Genomic DNA, 20,828 nt, shown 5'->3' with positions numbered 1-20,828 from the left:
GGTCCTGAAGGGGATGGCAGTCCCGGGGCGGCGCTTGCTTGCGCCGATGGTTGCCGGCGGGCATCCTGCGCCAATCCAATCGCAGAGAGCACCCGTGAACGCGCCGCCAGCCCGCAACCCATCCCTCACCATCCGCATCCTGGTGGCCCTGGTGGCCGGCGCCGTGGCAGGCATGGTGCTGAACCCGTTCCAGGACCAGACCCTGGTCCAGACCTACCTGGTGGACGGCATCCTCTACGTGGTCGGCGCCATCTTCGTGGCGGCCCTGAAGATGATCGTCGTGCCCCTGGTGTTCGTCTCCCTGGTGGGGGGCGTGACCTCCCTGGGCAGCCTGAACGCCCTCGGGCGCATGGGCATCAAGGCCCTGCTGCTATACCTGTTCACCACCGCGGTGGCGGTGACCATCGCCCTCACCCTCGCCACCGCCGTAGGCCCCGGGGAGGGGCTCGACGTGGAGGCGGCGGAGGTGGAGTTCACCGGGCAGGAGGCGCCGCCTCTCACGGAGGTATTCATCGACATGGTGCCCGACAACCCGGTCCAGGCCCTGGCCGAGGGCAACATGCTCCAGATCATCGTGTTCGCCATCCTGTTCGGAGTGGCCATCATCATGACCGGGGAGCGGGGGCGCCACGTGCTCAACCTGTTCGCCGACCTGGACGCAGTCATCATGCGCATGGTGGAGATCATCATGCGCCTCGCCCCCTACGGCGTCTTCGCCCTCATCGCCCGCACCTTCGCCCAGCAGGGGATGGACCTCATCCTGCCCCTGCTGGCCTATTTCCTCACCCTCACCGCGGCGCTGGCCATCCACGCCTTCGGCACCTATTCCCTGGTGCTCAAGACCCTCACCGGCCTGAGCCTGGCCCGCTTCTTCTCCAAGATGCGCGACCCCGCAGCATTCGCCTTCTCCACCGCCAGCTCCGGGGCCACCATCCCGGTGACCCTGCGCACGGTGGAGGCCAAGATGGGGGTCGACAACTCGGTGGCCTCCTTCACCGTGCCCCTGGGGGCCACCATCAACATGGACGGCACCGCCATAATGCAGGGGGTGGCCACGGTGTTCATCGCCCACGTCTACGGGGTGGACCTGGGGATGACCGACTACCTGATGGTGGTGCTCACCGCGACCCTGGCCTCCATCGGCACCGCGGCGGTCCCCGGTGTCGGGCTCGTCATGCTCACCATGGTGCTCAACCAGGTGGGCCTGCCGGTGGAGGGGATCGCGCTTATCATCGGCGTGGACCGCCTGCTGGACATGATGCGCACGGCCTGCAACGTCACCGGAGACTGCGCCGTGAGCTGCGTCATCGCCGCGAGCGAAAAGGCCCTGGACCGCGCGGTGTTCGACGACCCGGACGCGGGCTCGGTGCTGGGGGCGGACGGCCATGGCGAGGCCCCGTCGCAGACGCAGTAAGGGGCGTTACGCGCGGCGTGACGTCGTGGCTCTGGGGGCTTCGATCTCGAAAGTGCAGGCCGAGCTGGCACAGTGGCTGAGAGGGTCGGAGGGGACCAAAGCTCACCGGTCGGCGCCCCGGATGTGTGAGAGGAGCCCGAGGGAGGAGGAGAATTCCAACGCAGCAAGGCCGGCCCAAAAACGGCAAAGGGGTTAGGCCTTGCGTCCTAACCCCTTGTCTAGATTGGTGGGCCGTCAAGGATTCGAACCTTGGACCTACTGATTAAGAGTTACTGTTTTGCGCGTCTCACTACAGAACACCCCCTAACAGAGATCTGCGCTTAACTTACTGTTTATCAATATGTTACGCCTCTCAAGAGTCTCCTTCCCTAACGCTTCCAAACACCCCGGAACAAGGGTATTCTGGTAGACAATTGGTAGATACTTTTTCCGACCAAGACCCACTGAGAGAAAATCAGTATGTCCAGGAAGCGCATCAACGACCAGGTGATCACCAACGCAAAGCCACCCCCCGGCAAGCCCAAAGTTGACATCTTCGACGACTTGGTAACGGGCCTCTGCTTGCGAGTGGGCACCCGGACCAAGACGTGGTATGCCGTCTACGATCTTGGCCGCAAGACGGTATGGCAGAAGCTCGGGAAGGCCCGCACGTCGAAGGCGGACCCGGCCACCGGTAGCGCCGCACCTGAAGCCCGAAAGGCCGCACGAGCTGCCATCGAGCTTGCCACTAGGGGCGAGGACCCGCGGCAGCAGCCCACCGAGGTGCTACCCGACGCGGCGCGAGAGAGCTTCAACGCCGTCGCCGACGACTATCTTGAACTCCACGCCAAGGTGAAGCTAAAGCAGAAGACAGCCGATGCCTACGAGCGTGAGCTGAAGCGGGTGAAGAAGAAGATCGGGCACAAGCCCATCACGCAGGTGTCCCGCCGCAACATCCTGGACATCACCGAGGGCTACCTAAAAGATGGGCACCCCGCACAGGCAACGCAGACTCACCGTCTCCTGGCCGCCCTGTTCAACTGGTGCGTCGCCCGGGGCATCCTTGCGACTTCCCCCTTGGCCGGACTCAAGATCCCCGCCAAGGTTAAGCCGCGGGACCGGGTGTTGACCAGCGAGGAGCTCCGGGTGGTCTGGCAGGCTACCGGGGCGCTAGGTTATCCCTTTGGCCCGTTCGTGCGCCTCCTTTTAGTGACGGCGCAGCGGGAGACCGAATTGGCCCATATGCGATGGAACGATATCGCAGGCGACGTCTGGACCATCCCGGATACCAAGCGCGGCACACCGCACCGCGTGACCCTCCCGAAGACGGCGCGGGAGATCCTGAAGAGACTCCCCCGCTTTGACGGCCCATACGTGTTCAGCGGGACCGGTGGGAAGAAGCCCGTCTCAGGATTCTCGAAGTCGAAGCGGTACCTCGATGCCGAGATCGAGCGACTCCACCAGGAGGACCCCGACAGATGGCCCGTTGTCGCGCCCTGGCGATACCACGATTTAAGAAGGACCGCGGCGTCCGGCATGGCCCGACTTGGTGTCCTACCCGCCGTAATCGAAGCTGTGCTGAACCACCGCAGCGGCGTCGTGAGCGGCATTGCCCGCGTCTACAATGTCCATTCCTATCAGACGGAGGGCACCGAGGCCCTTCGTCAATGGGGCGTACACATTGAGAAGATTACCGGTCGGGCCGAGCCCGAGGTGAAGTGGACCTCAGGCGATGAAGATCGAGAAGCAATAGACCGCGGCCAGGGTGAACCGAACCCTGATGTTGACCGGGCGGTGGTGCAATGAAGTGGCCGCAATGCAGTGATCGGAGTTCGATTTCGATCACCGGATCTGGGAACTCTCGCGGAACCGAACGAAGAACAAACAGCCGCACATCTTACCGCTGCCGTCGGCTGTGCTGTCGATGCTTCGTCGACAGCTGAAATACTCACTTTGGCGTCGCCGATTGGCGGCTGCATGACCTGCATCGCATCGTCGTCACCGGCATGAACGACGACCTCGGTATCTGGCCCCACGTCGTCGAAGCCATCGTCAACCATGTCACCGGCGCCGCCAAACGGGGGGGCGCCGGTGTCTACAACCGGGCCGAGTACCGCAAGGAGCGGCGACGCGCGCTCGAGCGTTGGGGCCGCCACCTGCTCAAGCAGGTCGCCGAGGCTCGCCGAGCCCCCTGATTACCCGCCCTGCGGAAAACCGCGCACCCGGTTGACGGGGTTTTCTGCCGACACCCTACAGCCACGGACCTAGCATCGTACCCGTCCATATCAAGTTCTGACGGGAGACATACCATGCACCGACTACTTACCGACCGACAGCTGCGCGAGAAACTCGGCGGATGCTCCAGCATGACCCTCTGGCGCATGCGCCGGGACGGGAAACTGCCGAAGCCGAAGAAGCTCGGGCAGAAGAATGTAACGCCAGAAGACGAGGCAGATGCAGCCATTGCATCACTGCTTGGCTTGGGCGCCGACGAACGCACGTGACACCAGGAACGCATCGGGGGGTTCGAACCCCCGGTGTTTTGCTGTATTTCAACAGGTTACTAAGGCATCGTGTCCAGATCGTGTCTAGTTGGAATGCCTCTCTCTCCCGATTCGCGCCGATCTCAAGTCGTTCTCTAACTTGTTCTGTTCAGATTGCGCACCAACTCGCGGCAGGACGCGGTTGCCCGGCGGTGTCCCGCCCCATATACTGCAAACCGTACTACGGGTGTACATACAATGAAGACGATCACTGTCCGGGCCGACCGGGAGTTCGATGCGCTGCTCACGCGGCTCGCGCGGCGCACAAAGACCACGCGCAGCGGCGTGATCCGCGACGCGGTACGCCGTTACCAGCGCGAGCTGGAGCGCGAGGCGCTGCGACGGCAGTTGCGCGATGCTTCCGTGAAGACACGCGCCCAGGCCGAGCAGGCCGCCGACGATTTCGACGCCGCCAGCGCTGACGGGCTGTAACGGGCATGCCCGTCAAGCGCGGTGCGATCTATCTGGCCAATTTCAATCCTTCGAAGGGCACCGAGCCAGGCAAGATCCGCCCCTGCCTTGTCATGCAGAGCGATCTGCTGAACGAAGCCGGACATCCCAGCACGACGGTACTGCCCCTGACGACGCAGTTACTCGACGACGCCGCGCCGCTGCGTTACCGCCTGAAAGCGCGTGATGCCCTCGATGCCGATTCGGACATCATGCTGGATCAGACGAGAACCATCGACAACCGTCGTTTCATGGACCCGATACTGAGCGTCCTGACCGAGCGGGAACTGGCCGAGGTGGAAACCTACTGGTGTATTGTGATGGGGCTCGACTGAGCCAGCCGCAAAGCCTCAAGCGGGTGATTGGCGCGCCGGGGCACCAGCCACGATCCGCCTGCCTGTATTCGCTGGTAAATCTCCTCCCGATACACCTGGACGTCCCGGGGTGCCTCCACCCCAATACGCACCTGATTCGTCTTCACCCCGAGCACGATCACGGTGATGTTGTCGTTGATGCGCGGGGCTCCCCCTACGCGGGGGGTATAAGCATGGTTGCCTCCTTGGCTGGTGGGTTGCTCTGGTTATGGCGGCCGCTACTTCCGGCGCCATTCCCATGGCGGGACGGGCCTGGAGCCCTCCCACAGCCCTCGGGCGGCCTCCGTCTCGAGGAGCGGCCCTCGATACGGCGGTTTGGCGTATTTCCGGTAGACCCAGGTGGGAACCTCCTCAACAAGCTCCCGGTTGATCCACTCGTCGCCCGCGTAGATGTCGGCAACGGTATGGCCATAACGGTCCTTGGTAATGGCGTTCGCTCTGCGGCATCGTTACGCTCCCTTTCGTGACTCATCACAGGCTGCTCCGCCCGCTTCTGTACCGCAATAGCCGAAGCACAGCCTCCTACTTCCACATCCTCGTGTCGAAGCCGAAGGGCTCGGGGTCGCCCGTCCGAATGTGCCGGAAATCGGGGTGCCGTGGGTTCAGCAGCACGTTCCATTCCGCCGGCACGATGACGGACGGCACCCGCAGCACCGCCGATTCTCCCTTTTCGGCCCAGGCCGTGCCCAGGGCCTGGCAGGCCGCCGGGGGTGGCTCGCTACGCCAGTCCCGGGGCAACGCCTTGGGGTCCAGATCCTCGGTGGTCACTTCATCCGGGATGTCCACGGCCATGGCCACGAACCGCAGGCGTGCATCATCGGCGGTGAGGTGGACGAAGACCTCGAGCGCCGCCAGGGACAGGGTGCCGCCCAGGTAGACCATGGGCGTGTTGCGGGCATTCCAGCGGCCGCCATAGCGCCGGGCCCCTTCACCGTCGAAGGCAGTGGCCCCATGGGCTGCCTTCACCAGACGCCAGGCGCGGACGGTCATGCACAGTATCCGCCGGGCGCAGGGGGCTGGGGCCTAGCTGAAGACGCCATACTCGATGCGTCCCAGCAGATCTTCCACCTCCCTCGCCCCCGCTTCGCTACTGAGGAGTTCGAGGGGGGCCCGGTTGCCCAACCCCCGCTGGGGCTCCCGCAGCCAGCGGTGGGCCCGCTCGTGATCCTCCAAGACCTCCTCGGCGAAGGCCGCCACCCGGGCCAGGCGGTAGAGGCGATCGCTCTGGGCCGGCTTGAGGCGGGCCGCGGCGTCCCTGGCCTGGCGTTGCAGGGTCTTGGCGCTGACACCCAGTCCCGCGGCCAACTCCTCCTCGGTGAGGCCGAGGCGGCGGCGCACCGCCAGCGCGGCGCTGCGGGGCAGGCCCTGGATGATGCGCTCGGCCAACTCTATCTGGTTGCGGACGGCGCCGCCGAGGTTCCTCGGCCCGCCCATCACTTCGATGGTGTGCTGTTCAAGCATGTCGAATCCTTGTTGGACAGATGTCTATATAATAAAAGACAAGTGTCCGAAAGACTACAGCATCGCCGGCCCCTCGGCGAGCTGGGCCGCCACGAGGCGGCGGGCCTCCGCCAGCCAGGCCGCCAACTCGGCCTCGTCGTGGAGCACCCGCTTGGGTAGCTGCACCGGAGTGACCCTGCGCTCCACTAAACTGGCGGTGGCCATGCGTACCTAGTCGAAGCGCGGCTGCAGAGCACCGATGGGATCGGCCCAACTGTTCAGCGGCGTCCGCTCCAGGGCCTCCGGCAGGACATCAGGCGTGATGAACAGCGCCTAGGACGGTGGATATACCTTGCGGCCCATGGCATAGACGCCGTAGGGGGATCACCTTGCCCGGCACGTCCCCACGAAATCGTGGACCAGCGCCGTCCCGGGCTCGCCGCTCGGCTGCCACACCCGCCCGGCATCGCGGAAATCGCCAACCAGCTCCTTCTTCCACCAAGATGACCGGCGGGCCGGCGCCCAGAAAGCGCTCGGCGGTGGCGTTGACGTGTTCGATCTGACTAATCTGTGCCTGATGTCGGTGTCAGCCACCCTCCGCTCAGCCACTGCCGGCTCTCGGGGTGAAGGTCTTTATTGCTCAGCCGGCCCAATCGCAGCTCAGCTGCGTTACGAGCGGCCTTCAGCCAGGTCTTGGCCGTCTCCCCCTCGGGTAGCATGGTACCGCCGGAGGCAGGGGACAACAGCCAGCGGCTGAAGGCGTCAGCGTTCTCTTCCACCGTTCCATCATCCAGGACCCGGGCCGCGAAGAACTCCTGGCGCATGCGCCTGCCCTGCTCGTTCTGCCAGCGCAGGATGGCAGTGAGCACGGCACTACCTTCCATCCCCTCCAGGGCCGCCACCTGCCCGCCGAAGTCGTAGCTGCGAGCGCGTTGGAGCAGTAGGCGCATCAACGGCGAGGACATGTCGAGCGCCTCCACATCGCGGCGATTGGTAGCCCACACCCTGTCCGGAGTCACCCGCCAACGGGGGCGCGTTCCCGGCAGATCATTCAGCAAAGACTCGGGAAGCCTCACCTCCCACAGCAGTTCGCCATGGGACTTGCGGACCTCTGCTCCGAGCTGCGTCAGCATGCCCGCGGCGAAGGTCTCCACGTGGGCACTTGTGATCCGCAGCTCGTAGCGAAGCTCATCGGGGTCGAAACCCCGCACGTGCTGGAACAGCTCGCGCTGCTTCTCTACTGCCCCTCTGGCGCGCGCCAGCGCCTCCTCCAACCGGTCCAGGGTACGGGGCTCCGTAGCGTCCGCCGCCTCTTCCAGGATGCTCTCCACATCCAGTAGATCTGCCAGCTCCCCGAGGATGTCGTCCGCCAGCTTTTCGTTGAACTCCCTGCCCAGTACCGACATGTCCTGGACCACCTGGAGTATACGAGTGTACATGTGGTCCATGATCTTGCCATCCAGCGTCTGCGGTGAATGGATGTTGAACACGATGACGCGGTGCTGTTGACCGTAGCGATAGAGGCGCCCGATTCGCTGAACGAGGCGCATGGGGTTCCAGGGTAGGTCGTAATTCACCATCACGTGGCAGCGACGGTGAAGGTTTATACCTTCACCGCCTGCCTCAGTGGAGACCAGAAATTGGGCCGCGTCCTCGAAGCGGGAGATGGCCTCGCGGCGCTCGTCTGTTGAGAGACTGCCGTGCAACAGCTCCGCCGCGCCCGGCCCGAAATGTCTCTCCAGGGTGTTGGCGATATAGGCCTGGGTGGCCCTGTACTCCGTGAATACCACCACCTTCCTTTTACCGTCCTCGGCCAGGACGGTGGCGAGAAGCTCATCAATGAAGGCCTTTAGCTTGAGATCGTTGCGCAGCAAGGTCTCCGCAGCCTGTATGAGTTCCTCCAGCAGGGCAATTTCACCCTCGAAGAACTCTTTGTCCGAGGCCTCGAAAGTCTCCTCCCACTCCCCCAGGTAACGCTCATCGGGCTCTTCATCACTCGGCAGAGCCGTGTGGACGACCTGCTCCAGCCGCAGCCGCTCCATGCGCCGGCCCAGTGCTTGATGGATCGCGGCCGCGCTGGAGGCGGCTAGCTTGCGGTAGATGGTCATGACGAAGCCGATGGCGTTGCCCTTGCGACCCAAGCGCTCGCTTGCCGCGTAGCCGCGCCGGATGTAGTCACCGAGTTGGCGGTCGAACTCCTTCGCATCTTTCGCCACGGGTACCCGGACAGCGCTCGTGGTTTTGCCCTTGAAGATGAAGTTACCTTCCGAGTCCGTCACGTCCGCCTTGTGATTGCGGATAATCATTTCGCGCAAGATTTCCGGATTGAGCTGCAGTGCCGTAATCTCTCGCCGCCATTCCGGGCGCAACAACTCCAGAAGGGCCTGAAACTTGTCTTGCATCCCCTGATGGGGCGTAGCACTCAATAGCAGCAATGAGTCTGTCCGGTGCCGCAGCGCGCCCGCCAGCTTGTAGCGCTCCGCTGCCTCCAGCTTGCTGCCCCATTGTCGCCGCGACAAGCGGTGGGCCTCGTCGAATACGATGAGGTCCCACGGCTCCGCCTGCAGCAACGACTCCCGGTGGTCAACCATCTTCAAGCGGTCGATGGAGCCGATAACGCAATCATGGAGTTTCCAGTGTCCAGGATCGTGTATTTCGAAATCGCGACCATGGATCTGGAACTCGTCCATACCGAACTTTATGCGCAGCTCGTCCTGCCACTGGCGAGTCAGACCGGCAGGGGTCACCAGCAGGATGCGGCGGAACTGTCCGCGCTGCCTCAGGGCCGCCAGCAGCATGCCCACCTCGATGGTCTTGCCCAACCCCACGTCGTCAGCGATAAGCCAGTTCAGGTTGCCGGAGGCCAGGATGTGGTGGACCAAGTGGATCTGGTGAGGCAGCGGATCGATGTCGAGATGGGATAGTGAGCCCGTATTCTCGTTCCACATCTCCAGGGCGTGGGCCAGGTTCCGTAGCCGGAAGGCCTCGGCATCGCCTGTCTGGCCCGGCTGGGGGATCAAGAAGCGATGCTTGACCGCGTTGACCTGTCGCAGGTTCTCCCACGGCAGCCAGAGGCGCTCGCCGCGCCAGGGGAACTCAACCAGCACCTGTTCCCGCCCGCCGAGGATCCGCGTCTCGACCACGACACCCTCCCCGAGGGACCGCCGGACACGGGAGCGCGGAACGTCCTGGACATGCATGCGGAGCCGAAAGCCGCATCTCAACTTGTGGATGTCGATCCACTCGCGGCGACGATCATGGTTCCACTCCACCTGCACCGTCTGTGGTCCCGTCCCGTCACCCTGCGCCACGACTCTGCCGAGCTTTTCGGTGCTACGGTGCACCACCCATGCCCCAACTACCAATGACAAGGGCGGTGCGAGCGTCATTCGTCCCCTCCTATGTCGTCGGGGAAGCGCATGGCCGAGAGAGGGAGGGAGGAACTCAGAAGGTCGGGAATGAGGTTGTTCTCTGCAAGCCAACGGTACTCTCGGGTCGAGTAGCCAGTCTGGCCGCCGCCAGCCTCATTCCACGGGTCCCATTCCGGTTGCTCGAATGACCAGCCAGGCCAGTCCCGCAGGCTGCCACGGCTTCGCCCGACGTGGGACTGCAGGTACTTATAGAAGGAATCGGCCATACCCGTCTTCGCGTTCTCGCTATACCAACGGTCATACAGATCATCAAGGAAGGTGGCAACCTCGGCGGGCTCGATGTCGCCGCCGAAGGCACGAACCAGCGCCAGCGCAGTGGGCCAGTCGAGATTCCGGTAGATGGGCCATGCCGTACCCGTCATCTGGCCGAGCCACGAGTAGCGGTAGCCCAAGTCCGTGGCGAACGCGGGGCGGGAGCGCCAGATCTCCCGGCACTGTAAAGCACCCCACAGCTCCGCGGGCGTCATGCCGGCCGTGAGCTCCCGTTCCATGGCGACCCGCGCGGCGCTCCACCAGTGTAGGGTGAACACTTCGGTCAGGAGCTCGATGTCTTCCTCGTCCCAGTCAAACCGAAGCCCGACCTTGATGGCCACCTGGCGCGCACGCTCCGCCCGGCTCAGCCGTCCGCCGGTCCGCACCTCCGCGAGCACTTCTTCCCGTGTCGGTGCCTCCTCGGGATCGGCACCGGCGAGGGCAAAGTCGGCCCAGTCCTCGTCCACATCGACCGCACCACCCGCCAGTGAATCGGCTGTTTCCGTCAGATCCTCGTCTTCTTCGGAAAGCTCATCCATGGCCTCCGCCGCACCGCCGGCGTCGTCCGTCGCAGGCTCCCATGCAAGCAGGTCCTCCACAGCCGAGTGATCGATCGTTTCCTCGATAAGGTCCAACTGGTCGGTGTCATCGGAGCCGGGGCCCGCGGAAATGCCCGCGGTGAGGTCCAGCTCTCCCTGGAAGGGAACGACCGTGGAGGGCGGGCGTGACTTCCGTTCCTTGCCCATAATTGACGAGAAGCTCGGCGTCCTCGCGGGCAGTGGAAGCGGTGTCGCCGGCAGGTGCCGCGCAGGCTCTCCTGAAGAGTCCGTGCCCGGACTGGCAGCGGGAGGATCCTCCTCCAGCTCCGCGGCGCCGAAGAACCGTCGCCTGGCGCGGATCTGTTGGTCCTCCTGCTCGATGAGCCGAAGATAGGGGTCGTGTGGTTGCTCCGATTCCGGCGCAGTCACATGCGCCGGCGCAGTCCCGCCCTTCATTCCCTGCAGCGCTTCCTCCAAGTACCGGGCGGCGAGCTCCGGCAGGCCGGCCGCCAGGTAGGCGCGGCCGAGCCAGCGCAGCAGGCGCGGCTCGCCCGGGCTGGTAGCGAGCGCGCGGCCCAGAAGCTCCGCGGCCTCCAACGCCCGGCCCTTTTCCACCAGCTCATGAGCCGCAGTGCAAACCGCGGCGGTTTCCTGTCCTGCATCCACTCTTGTCATCTGTCCACAGCCTCCCGAGTGGGCCGGTCCATCCGTAGGTCGGACGGCGACGGTCCGGCCAATGGCCGGGCCTCAGCGCGTCTACTCCGTCTCAAATCCCTGGCTCTTGAACTTAAGGGTTCGGGCATTCTCGATGACTGTGCGCACCAGCTGCTCAGAGGCGCCGTCGGGGATGTGCGCCTCGATCTCCAGGGTCACCGTCACCTCGGTACCCACCACGCCCGACAGATGGGCGATGACCTCCTCCGCGATACGTCCGGCATCCCGGCCTGCGCGCTCTGGGGATAGATCCACGGTGCCGTGGAAGCGGGTAGGCCGCGCCGGTGCCTGGTGCTCATCGTCTTCCGATGTGTCTCCCCCGGCCTTCCCGGTGTCACCACCGTCCGGCCCTCCGGGGGACGGCTTCAGATCCGGCCTGGCGCCACCTTCCTCTTCGCGCAGCTGCCCCTGAGCGACCTCCGGCAGCACCAGCAGGCCGTTGGAGTCCTCGTCCACGGATACCAGCTGGCCGCCACGCAGCCCGCGATAGCGCTGTGCGGCTTCGTCATGGCTGTCGGCGTATGCGAAAGTGTCCTGGGGCCAGGTAAGGAGTTTCACACCGTCCTGAACCGCCTCGGCCAAAACGTGGGGCCCCTGCAACCGTGGCAGGTACAGGTAGCGCGCGAAATCCTCCACCAGTTGATGGACGGAGACATGGTCACCACGCCACAGGGGCACGCGGTCCAACTCCATGCGCAGGCGGGTACCCGCGAGTTGGGCGATCAGCAGCTCCTCGCTCTTCAGCTTCCTGCTCGCCCGCACGGCCAGGGCATCCCGACCGCTGAGGCGTATCGGCAGCCACTCTATCGCCGCCTGTGGCGTCTCCTGCACCGGTACCAGCAGCCACTGGTAGGTCTCGGGCAGGCGCGCCACCACGGCGCCGTCCACCGCCCCCTTCTGGGTCTCCGCCTGCTTTACCTGGTGTGGCGACAGGTCCAGGGTGTCCTTCTCGGCCAGGATCGAATCCCAGGCCACGTACCGTCGCAGGGCATCGTCCAGATCCTGATAGCGCGACTTGTCGGCCGCGAGGAAAACCAGCGTGTTGCGGTACAGGCGTGGTGTCGTTCCCCGGCTCTCAAGGATCCCCTTGGCGGCGGTCACGGCGGCGTTGCCGGCCTCCTTGCTGTAGGGCTGGTCGATGCCCAGCACCACCAGCCGGGCGTCGAGATCGTCGGGCACGTCGCTGCTGGTCGCCGGCAAGGGGTGGATACGCGGGAAGTCTCCACGGGTTGCCAGGTCCTTGCGCAGGCGCTGTTCCAGCTCGTGAATCACCTTGTCCGGGTCGCGCTTGAGCTGCTCGGCACGGTCCTCCGCCAGCTTGGTCACGGTGGGCTGGGTGGAATACCAGTAGCGCGGGCCGTCCTGGTACAGGTAGGTGGCCGCCCCGGCCAGGCGGCGCAGGGCATCGCCGAAGATTGCCGGCGACTCGCCGGGCATGACGCAGCCCAGCTTTACCCGGCGATCCTCCAGCCCTCGGTTGGCGACGCTGGGGGTGGGGGCCGAGCCCATGTAGATGGTCCGGGCCACCCGGCGGCAGGCGGCATACTTGCCCAGGTTCGAATGGTGGCCATCGATTTCCATGGGGAGGGAGCTGGGGCCATCCACGTCCTTCTCGATGATGGGCACCCAGTTGTCGGACAGATAGCGGGTCAGCTCGGACTGCACCCGCCGATCGTCGATGGGGATGTTCGCCGGCATGATGAGGGGGTTGCGGTCTCCCTTCTCCCACAGGCTGTGGATGACCGCGGCCATGAGGCGCAGCACGCCGCGGGTGCGCTGGAACTTCACCAGGGTCGACCACTCGGTGTAGAGCCGGTCGAATACCTCGGGATGGATGGGGTAGGCGGCACGGATCCGCTTCTCGTAGTCCGAGTCGCGGCATTCCGCGGGAAACTCCTGGTGCTGGGTGCGGTACAGATCCGCGAAGGCCCGCGCCACCACGTCACGGTCCTTGAAGTGGGCCGGATCGACCAGGGGCTCGAACAGGCGCCGCCGCACGATCTCGAAGCCCTCCTCGGCGCTCGCCGGGCGCCAGGAGGACTCCACCCGACCCACCACGTTGCGCAGGCGATCCAGGGCCTCCCGCCCGCGGGCCCCGCCCACCTCCACGTCGTCCGCCTGGGCGTGGGGCGACGAGCCCGCCACGTCCGAGGCCGGCAGGCTGATGACCAGCAGGCAGTTGCCCGCCAGTTTGGCCGACTCGGTGAGCACCTGGGCAAAGCTGAACTGGGTCTCGAACCCACCCGCCGGCAGATCGCTGTCATCGTGGAGCTGACGGGCGTAGGCCACCCACTCGTCCACCAGCACCAGGCACGGGCCGTACGCCTTGAAGAGTTCCCGGATCACGTCACCCGGGCTGGTGGCTCGCTCGTCGTCGTGGCGGACGCGCTCGTAGGCCTGCTGTCCTCCGAGCTGCCACGCCAGCTCCCCCCACAGGGTGTGGATGACCGTACCGTCCGGCTTGGTGGCCGGGTTTCCGGGCGAGATCTTGTTGCCCACGAGCACCACGGGCTTTACCGTGGGCAGGGTCTCCACGGCCGCCTCCTCCAGCACCGCCTCGATACCCACTAGGTCCTTGGCGGGCGTGCCCGAGAACAGGTGGTAAAGGGCGAGCATGGAATGGGTCTTGCCGCCGCCGAAGTTGGTCTGAAGCTGCACCACCGGGTCGCCGCCCTGCCCCGTGATACGCTGCACGGCCCCTACCAGCAGGCTCCTGAGGCTCTCTGTAAGGTACGTGCGGCGGAAGAACTCCACCGGGTCCCGGTACTCGTCCGTGCCCTCGCCCAAATGCACCTGCCACAGATCGGCGGCGAACTCCGCCTGCTGGTAGCGGCCGCTGGCCACGTCCCTGTGAGGGGCGATGACCTCCCGCCAGGGCTTCAGCGCACCTGCTGCCGCGCTCTCGATGGCCGAGCCGGATGACTTGCGCCGCTCACTGCGCACCTGTTCGTCGAAGATGAGCCGCCTGAGCTCCATCTTCATCTTCTTGACCTCCTCGGCCTCAGGCGCGGACACGGCGGCGAGCAGACGCTCGCTGGAGTCCAGCGCGCGGTCCGCATCGTCACCCGAGAAGGTCTCCTGGTGGGCCCAGCGGTTGCGGTAGCCCCGCAGCTCACCCACCAGGCTGCGCTCCGCCGGCCCCAGGATTTGCCGGAACACCTCGTTCCAGGACTCCCACATGGCCTTGAGAAGCAGCGCCGTGTCCCACTGGCTCACCGGCTTGTCCTTCGCCATGGGGTCTTCCATGAAGCCCCGCATGACCGCGACGCCGTGGCCCCTCTCCAGCGCGCTCTTGATCTCGCGCTCCACGAAGGGCCCGAGCCCCGTTCTCAGAAGGTCCAGCGCCTTGCCGACGCGTTCGTGGTTGGATATGGCCATGATTACTGATTGTCCTTTAGGGCGCGCTGCAATTTCGCCAGGAGTGGCGGCAGCGCGAGTTCTACGGTATCCCACAGAATGTCCAGGTCGACGTCGAAATAGGCGTGCACCAGGCGGTTACGCATGCCGGTGATCTGCGCCCAGGGGATGTCCGGCAGCTCGGTCCGCCCCGCCGCGCTCACTTGCGTCGCCGCCTCACCCACGATCTCGACGGCCCGGGTGAGGGCCATGACGAGCTGCCGATCATGGTCCAGATCCTCGCGCCTGCGACCCTGGACGAATTGCAGCGCCGCCTCGGCCGCCTCCGCCATGTGCCGGAGGCGGTATCGGTCATTCGGCGACATACTGCACCTCGGCCGTACGCACCACCTCGTCGCGGAAATGGCGGCTCAGATCCCGCGGCGTGCGCAAGTCCACCTTGCGCCCGCCCATGGCCTCGGAAAGCTCCATTTCCATCTGGGCCAAATCGAGGAAAGTCGGCCGGGCCGCGGGCTCGAACTCCACCAGCAGGTCGATGTCGCTGTCCGGCCGGGCGGCTCCCCTCAGTTGGGATCCGAATAGAGACAGGCGGCGAACGCGGTAGGCCCGGCAGAACTGAGTCAGTCTTTTGGCGTCCATATTCAGACTCGGGTGCATCGTTACCCTCCGTTACAGCAGTTCCGCCTGTGCCCCCGGGTCCTGCGCCTCGCCGCTCTCCCGCGCCAGGCGCAGGATCTCGGGCCAACTCTGGACCAGTGCATTGTAGGCCAGGGCCTCCGGGGCGCGCTTCTTGCGCTCGCACAGGGTGTAGAGGCGGTAGGCCAGCTCCCGGGCCACCTCGGCCTTGGCACCCAGCTTGGCTGCCAGCCCCGCTGCGGCACTCTCGCCGCCGGCCTCCAGCACACGGATGAGGTGATGGACCATCTCCCACACCGTCAGACGCGGATCGGTGGCCGGGTCCCAGTCCTCCGGCAACTCGACGGGCCGCAGCAACCGCACCTTGCCCGCCTTCGAGGCCAGGAAGCCCGCCTCCACCATGCCGGCGACGCTGGTGTTCTTGGCCCGCGCCAGCACGTCGGCGACACCGAACTCCCCTGCCGCGAACCCGCTCTGCTCGAACCACGCCAGGGCCCAGCGCGAGTCCGCATCGAAGTCGCCTTCCTGCTCCGCCAGGGCCTCGTCCAGCACCTGGTTGATGAGGGCCAGGGCCTCCCGCACCGACACCGGCTTGCCCGAGGCGTCGATGACCTTCTCGAAGTGGGTGTAGACCCCCATCCCCGGCCCGATAGCCGCTTGGGCCAGGTCCACAGGGGCGATGTTGCCACGCTGAAGATGTTTCAAGGCCGCGGGGAGTTCCATCTTGAGGGCGGTGAGGAATTCTCGCCGTGTTGCAGTGGGGGCATTCTCCAGGCGCGGGCGGCAGACGAGGATGATGCTGGAGGCCAGGGCGTTGGTGCCCGAGCCAATCATCCGATTGCCCAGTTCTGTGCGCATGGGCCACGTTCCACTAACCCCAAAACCAGCACGAATCACCGCATCGAGAAAGGTCTCCCAGCCGGTGGACGACGTCCCCGCGTCGCCCTTCCGTTCCGACTGCTTGAAGGCGTAGTAGATAGTGACGGGAAAGGCTGGGTGTGCCTGCTGGGCCAAGCGATGCATGGCCCGGGACATGCCGTCGAGGAAGAATGCCTCGGCCTTGTCCTTCGTGCCGTGGCGGTAGGGGGTAGCCACCAACTCCTCGGCCTTAGGCACGGCCAGGGTAGAGAACAGGCCAGGGAATACAGACTTCAGGGAACGGCGCAACCACACGTAGAAGAAGTCTGAGAGGTCGGCGTAGCCGATATTGTCGTAATAGGGTGGATCGGTAGAAACGATTTTGCCATCACTTACGTTCTGCGCTGCTGCGTCTGCAAGCGCAGCACAGCCTGCGCCGAAGACCGGCAAACGTTCCAGGACATCGGAGACCCTCGAAATCGCGCTCGCGAGGCTGGCCGCAATCTCGGAGAGAGGGTTGGCCTCTGCATAGTCCCATGCCATAGGGATTGCCTGCCGTGAAAAGACATTCCGAATTCCGGGCTTTCGTCCTTGCCCGTCGCGGAGGTCCCAGGAACAGATATTGGAACAACGATCAGCAAGTCGCGAAACGGTGAATGCCAGCATCGCGGCCAAGGCGTCAGCATAGGCCGTGGCGCCACTGCCACCGTCGGCTAAATAAGTTAGTTCGGAGGAGTGAGTAGTGAGCGGATCGGACTCATTGCTCACTTTTCTCCACTCCTCGCCCGCCTCCCCAGCATCACGCCGCACCCGCTCCCGAGCCTCCTGCACCAGGTCGGAGAAGGTGTCCAGTGCCACGAGTTGGCGAGGGGTGAAGAGATCGCCGTAGGTCTTCAGACCATAGTTCGGAGTCTTGAAGTCCCTGGGGTTATCAGGCAACACCATATCCGGTATCCATTCCGGCTTGGCTTCGCGTGCTAAAGACTCATGCTCCCGCGTGGGCGCCAGATAGACGCGTCCGCGATCACCCTCGGCCACGATTGCCATCAACCGCGCCCCCATATGCCCGGCTTTGCCCTCGGACCGAATGTAATCGTAGGAAATCGGCACATCCGACATCAGGCAACGAAAAGCATGGCGCTTACCAGCACCAGTCCCTCGCTTCGCCGTTTCGGCGTCCGCGGGCTTACCCACCTCGACGTTGAATCGGTAACCACTGCCCACCACGGGCTCCACATACGCCTCTTTACCCTTCTTGGTGGAAAGCATAAAGGTAGACGCGAGCGGCACGTCCACATCCCGAAAGGCGGGGTTCGGGCTCTTCACCGTGCGCGCCCACAACCAGGCGATGACGGTGAGCTTGCGGCCCACGTACTTCTTCAGGTCCGGCCGTTCCTTCGCCATCTTCGCTGTGACCTCGATGGGCGGGTACAAATGGCCGATGCGCTTTTCTGCCTCGTCCCGCATCCACCGGCCGTAGTAGCGCACATCCTCGGCGAGGCCCTGGGCCCCCTTCCATTCCCGTTGGAACATCGCTCCCTTACCCTTCCTGCTCCCCCTTGGGGGGGCGAGGGCTCCATCATCGGGATGGACGGGCGGCATCCCGGCGAACTTGGGAGGGATCTCGATCATGGCCTTGTTGATGAGCACCGCCACCGGGTTGAGGTCCGAGGCATGGGCCTCCAGCCCCAGGCGCTGGGCCTCCAGGGGCAGGGCGCCGCCGCCGGCGAAAGGATCGTGGAAAGCGGGCAGCTTGTTGCGGTCGAACAGCTCCGCGGCCCGCGGGTGGCCCGCGTTGTCGGCGCAGGTACGGCGCCAACTCTGCCAGATCTCGGCACGGGCTCGCTGGAGCACCACCTCGTTGGTGGTATTCTCCCACTTCACCAACTCCTCGATGATCCCGAACAGCCGGTCTCGCTCCAGCTCGGCGATGACCTCTTCAAGGGTGGGCACGGGCTCGGCCGCAGCGTCCTCCTCCGAGAGCGCGCGCTTCGCATCGTGCTCCGCCAGGCGCGTCTTCAACAGCCGCTGGGCCGCCCGCTTCTTTGCCGGGTCCGAGAGCAGCACGTCCACATACTCCGAGGGGTCGTCCACCATCTGGGCGAAGATCACCGCCCGCGCCGCCGCCAGCGGCCGCCGCGCCCACCACAGGTGCAATGTGGACGGGTGCCCGTGGCGGATGGACTTCTCCCGCGCACTGGCCACGTTGATCGCGTCCAGCGGCAGGGCCACCTCTATGAGCTTCTTGCGGGTCTTCATGGGTTATGTACCAGTCGTCCTATGCATCCGAATGCCCTGCGAAGGCTGTCCGCCCGGCCAGCCGCCACGCCGGGGCGCCAGCCGTCCTGCGGATCGGTGACGAAGTCGATGACCTCGTTGGTATAGCCCGCGCCCACCGCCCGACCGCTGCCCGGCCGGGGAACCATGGCGGCCTTGATCCTGCTGCTCCGCGACCTCCGGCACAGGTCAACAAAGGCACGCTTGGGATCCGGCAGGGCCTCGGGGTCCGGCGGGATGCGACCGGGGCTGACCCTGAACCAGCCGGCCAGCCGCTCGGCATCCGCCAGCAACCAAGCCTCCACGGCGCGGACCGCCACCCGCAGGCAGAGGGTCGGTGCCGGGTCGCACAACAGCTCGCGGCAAAAGGGCACGGCACAGTCTGCGTCCCGGTCCAGGTCCAGCAGCACGACCCAGGGCGTGCCGGTGGTGCGGGCCGCCTGGTCGTAGCCCCTGATCCCCTTGCGCACCGCCGGCTTCCCGTTCTTCTTATAAATCTCCGTCAACACCCCTCCTGCCGCAGCCACCAGGACCGCCATCACGGCCTCGTCGATCGGTCCCTCGACCACTGCTCGAACACTCATTGCTCAACGATCAAAGAGGGCCAGCTGGGCCACGCTTCCGGGACGGGTCTTGGGAAGCACGGCCTCGCCGAGACTCACGCCCCCGCTCAACAACGCTTCCACGTCGGCGAGGCCCGCAGCGGATCTCGCCTTCGTTCCCTCCGGGCTGGGCTCCAGGAGGATCACCTCGTCCAACCCGATGCCCTCGTCCGCCAGCAGGTCGTCCGAATGAGTGCTCACCAGCACCTGACGGTGTGCCTTCTGCTGCACTCGTTGAAACATCCGCGGGATGACCTTGACCACCTCGGGGTGAAGTGAGAGTTCCGGCTCTTCCAGGAGCAACGGGCCACCGCCGTCCAGTAGCGACCACAGCAGACCAAGGAGCCGCAGGGTACCGTCGGAGAACTGGTCCTCCTGCTGCCATGCGCCCTGGGGACGCCAGTGCTCATAGCGACCCCTGAGGTGGGGCGTGCCCCGGGCGTCCCGCGAGAGTTCCAGCTCGCTGAGCTGGGGTACGGCAACCTTGAGCGCTTCACGGATCTTTCGCAGGCGGGCCGACCGCGTCTTTTCCGGCGCGGCGGCGAGCTGCTCGAGGAAATCCCCGCCATACGGGTCGCGCACCCTCCCCACGGACCGGTCGGGCTCGCGCACGAGTTGGGGCACCAGGTGTAGATACCTGACGGAGGAGAAAAACTCCGCCACCTCCCGGAAGGCCCGGTTGGCATTGACTTGCTCCAGGTAGGTCTGGGTGAGGCGCTCGGGATCAGCGTCGTCATCCGGATCGGGCCGCGTGAGCAGCACGTCCCCATCGCGGCTCACGACCTCCTTCCTGATGATGGGGCGCCGCCGGTTGTCCTGGGTGAACACCAGGTGGTATTGCCAGACCGTATCAATTTGCTCATTGCGGAGATCGGCCTGTATTTCGATATCGCTGTACTTGCGCGCCGCAAGGCAACGCAAGGCAGAGACACCATGGCGCCGGGAAACCGCCTCCTGCAAGCCACCCCCGACGGCGGTCAGGTCATGCAGGAACCGCAGGCTGCCAAGGAGGTTTGACTTACCGCTGGCGTTCGGGCCCACCAGGAAGCAACGCCGCTGGAGCGCCACGTCGACCTCGCGGAAGTTTTGCCAGTTCTTGAGGTGCAGCCGGCTGACGTAGGCGGGCTTGCCCTTTTCTTCACCCATCAGGATGGTCCTGTAGTGCCACGACGCTTGTCCGTCTGCTTACGTGACAGGGTTTGTCCGAACAGGCTGGCCAGCCCGGCCTCCACGGTACGGCGGTCCCTGGGCCCAAGCTGCCCCAGCCGGTCCCGCACGAGGCGGTGATCCAGGGTGAACAACTTGAAGCGCACCTTGGAGGGCGCGGGAAGACCCGCCGCCTCCAGGTCCTCAAGCTCGCAGTCCAGCGGCCAGGGCGCGTTGGCGGCGGACGTAATCATGGCCATGACGGAGTGAGCCGCCGGAATGTTGAAAGGCTCCGCGGCGGAGAGCACCAGCGCCGGCCGGTTCTTCCGGGCATTACGGTCCGAGAACGGAAAGGGGACCTTGACGATGGTGAAGCGCTCAAAGCTCACGGTAGGCCTCCTCGTCCTCCGGCCCCGACCACTCGGACAAGGTGCCCTCCACCGCCTGCAGGTACTCCAGGTCCGCCGGCTGCACCCGCCGCACGGTGACCGTGCCATCATCCTGTACTTCCCAGGCGATGAGGTCACCCGGCTCCACGTGGAGGGCGGAGCGGACCACACGGGGGATGGTGGTCTGGCCCTTGGCGGTGATCTTGGCGACTTTGGTCATCTCAAGGCCTCTCGTAAGGAATGCATTACTTCCTTACAATAATTGAGCCAGCGAGTCCCGTCCACCAATCCAGGCTTCGCCCGCTGTCGATGGTCATTCGGAGAGTGCACCGCCCCTGCAGGCCAACGCCGAGATGCTGCCCGCGCCAGCAACTCGAGCTATGGGACGGTAAATCGCCTGAGCTGCGTATATCTACTAGGTTGCTCA

At 65.2% G+C, this 20,828-nt stretch carries 20 protein-coding genes; 6 read left to right on the top strand and 14 right to left on the bottom strand.

Translation table 11 applies throughout. The features are described from left to right. Positions 1-94: 94 nt before the first annotated feature. The 6 genes from U5S82_15610 to U5S82_15585 all read left to right on the top strand — a co-directional run bounded on the left by U5S82_15610 (position 95) and on the right by U5S82_15585 (position 4,721). Positions 95-1,414, top strand: coding sequence for a dicarboxylate/amino acid:cation symporter (locus U5S82_15610; protein ID MDZ7753039.1), 1,320 nt, complete (start codon positions 95-97; stop codon positions 1,412-1,414). 459 nt (positions 1,415-1,873) lie between these two features. Then, a complete protein-coding gene (locus U5S82_15605; protein MDZ7753038.1) occupies positions 1,874-3,199 on the top strand; it encodes a tyrosine-type recombinase/integrase in 1,326 nt (441 codons plus the stop codon). A 200-nt stretch (positions 3,200-3,399) separates the two neighbouring features. Continuing rightward, positions 3,400-3,588, top strand: coding sequence for a hypothetical protein (locus tag U5S82_15600; protein ID MDZ7753037.1), 189 nt, complete (start codon positions 3,400-3,402; stop codon positions 3,586-3,588). Between the two features lie 114 nt (positions 3,589-3,702). Next, complete coding sequence (locus U5S82_15595) at positions 3,703-3,897, top strand: transcriptional regulator (protein MDZ7753036.1); 195 nt, start codon at positions 3,703-3,705, stop codon at positions 3,895-3,897. A gap of 237 nt (positions 3,898-4,134) precedes the next feature. Further along, on the top strand, positions 4,135-4,368 hold the full coding sequence (locus tag U5S82_15590) for a ribbon-helix-helix protein, CopG family (protein ID MDZ7753035.1): 234 nt from the start codon (positions 4,135-4,137) through the stop codon (positions 4,366-4,368). A 5-nt stretch (positions 4,369-4,373) separates the two neighbouring features. Next, positions 4,374-4,721, top strand: a complete 348-nt coding sequence (locus tag U5S82_15585; GenBank protein MDZ7753034.1) for a type II toxin-antitoxin system PemK/MazF family toxin — start codon at positions 4,374-4,376, stop codon at positions 4,719-4,721. Here U5S82_15585 and U5S82_15580 read toward each other — a convergent pair. From U5S82_15580 to U5S82_15515, 14 genes are all read right to left on the bottom strand, one after another. Further along, entirely contained in the window at positions 4,691-4,900 is a 210-nt protein-coding gene (locus tag U5S82_15580) for a carbon storage regulator (GenBank protein ID MDZ7753033.1), read from the bottom strand. The genes U5S82_15585 and U5S82_15580 overlap by 31 nt on opposite strands. Positions 4,901-5,282: 382 nt before the next feature. After that, a complete protein-coding gene (locus U5S82_15575; GenBank protein MDZ7753032.1) occupies positions 5,283-5,750 on the bottom strand; it encodes an RES family NAD+ phosphorylase in 468 nt (155 codons plus the stop codon). A gap of 33 nt (positions 5,751-5,783) precedes the next feature. Then, positions 5,784-6,221, bottom strand: a complete 438-nt coding sequence (locus U5S82_15570; GenBank protein MDZ7753031.1) for an antitoxin Xre/MbcA/ParS toxin-binding domain-containing protein — start codon at positions 6,219-6,221, stop codon at positions 5,784-5,786. Between the two features lie 54 nt (positions 6,222-6,275). Then, positions 6,276-6,425: a hypothetical protein gene (locus tag U5S82_15565; GenBank protein MDZ7753030.1), complete on the bottom strand. Its 150-nt coding sequence runs from the start codon at positions 6,423-6,425 to the stop codon at positions 6,276-6,278. Positions 6,426-6,763: 338 nt separating this feature from the next. After that, positions 6,764-9,589 (bottom strand): helicase-related protein, encoded by a 2,826-nt coding sequence (locus tag U5S82_15560; protein MDZ7753029.1) that lies wholly within the window; start codon positions 9,587-9,589, stop codon positions 6,764-6,766. Continuing rightward, complete coding sequence (locus U5S82_15555) at positions 9,586-11,097, bottom strand: hypothetical protein (GenBank protein ID MDZ7753028.1); 1,512 nt, start codon at positions 11,095-11,097, stop codon at positions 9,586-9,588. The genes U5S82_15560 and U5S82_15555 overlap by 4 nt, the downstream gene beginning before the upstream one ends. 81 nt (positions 11,098-11,178) lie before the next feature. Next, positions 11,179-14,514, bottom strand: a complete 3,336-nt coding sequence (locus U5S82_15550) for a Swt1 family HEPN domain-containing protein (protein MDZ7753027.1) — start codon at positions 14,512-14,514, stop codon at positions 11,179-11,181. A 2-nt stretch (positions 14,515-14,516) separates the two neighbouring features. Next, positions 14,517-14,858, bottom strand: coding sequence for a HepT-like ribonuclease domain-containing protein (locus U5S82_15545; protein ID MDZ7753026.1), 342 nt, complete (start codon positions 14,856-14,858; stop codon positions 14,517-14,519). Further along, positions 14,845-15,132, bottom strand: a complete 288-nt coding sequence (locus tag U5S82_15540; GenBank protein ID MDZ7753025.1) for a nucleotidyltransferase family protein — start codon at positions 15,130-15,132, stop codon at positions 14,845-14,847. Before U5S82_15540 ends, U5S82_15545 begins: the two co-directional genes overlap by 14 nt. Before the next feature lie 30 nt (positions 15,133-15,162). Then, positions 15,163-18,246 (bottom strand): DUF1156 domain-containing protein, encoded by a 3,084-nt coding sequence (locus tag U5S82_15535; protein ID MDZ7753024.1) that lies wholly within the window; start codon positions 18,244-18,246, stop codon positions 15,163-15,165. Beyond that, positions 18,243-18,833, bottom strand: a complete 591-nt coding sequence (locus tag U5S82_15530; GenBank protein MDZ7753023.1) for a hypothetical protein — start codon at positions 18,831-18,833, stop codon at positions 18,243-18,245. The genes U5S82_15535 and U5S82_15530 overlap by 4 nt, the downstream gene beginning before the upstream one ends. 18 nt (positions 18,834-18,851) lie before the next feature. After that, complete coding sequence (locus U5S82_15525) at positions 18,852-20,012, bottom strand: AAA family ATPase (protein ID MDZ7753022.1); 1,161 nt, start codon at positions 20,010-20,012, stop codon at positions 18,852-18,854. Next, the gene (locus U5S82_15520; protein ID MDZ7753021.1) at positions 20,012-20,401 is read right to left on the bottom strand and encodes a type II toxin-antitoxin system PemK/MazF family toxin; all 390 of its coding nucleotides are present in this window, start codon (positions 20,399-20,401) and stop codon (positions 20,012-20,014) included. Before U5S82_15520 ends, U5S82_15525 begins: the two co-directional genes overlap by 1 nt. Further along, entirely contained in the window at positions 20,391-20,621 is a 231-nt protein-coding gene (locus U5S82_15515; protein ID MDZ7753020.1) for a type II toxin-antitoxin system PrlF family antitoxin, read from the bottom strand. The genes U5S82_15520 and U5S82_15515 overlap by 11 nt, the downstream gene beginning before the upstream one ends. Between the last annotated feature and the right edge of the window lie 207 nt (positions 20,622-20,828).

This window comes from Gammaproteobacteria bacterium, assembly GCA_034522055.1.
Classification (GTDB): Bacteria; Pseudomonadota; Gammaproteobacteria; order JAABTG01; family JAABTG01; genus JAABTG01.
Note: the sequence above shows the minus strand (reverse complement) of the source record. Positions and strands in the feature narration are given on the sequence as shown.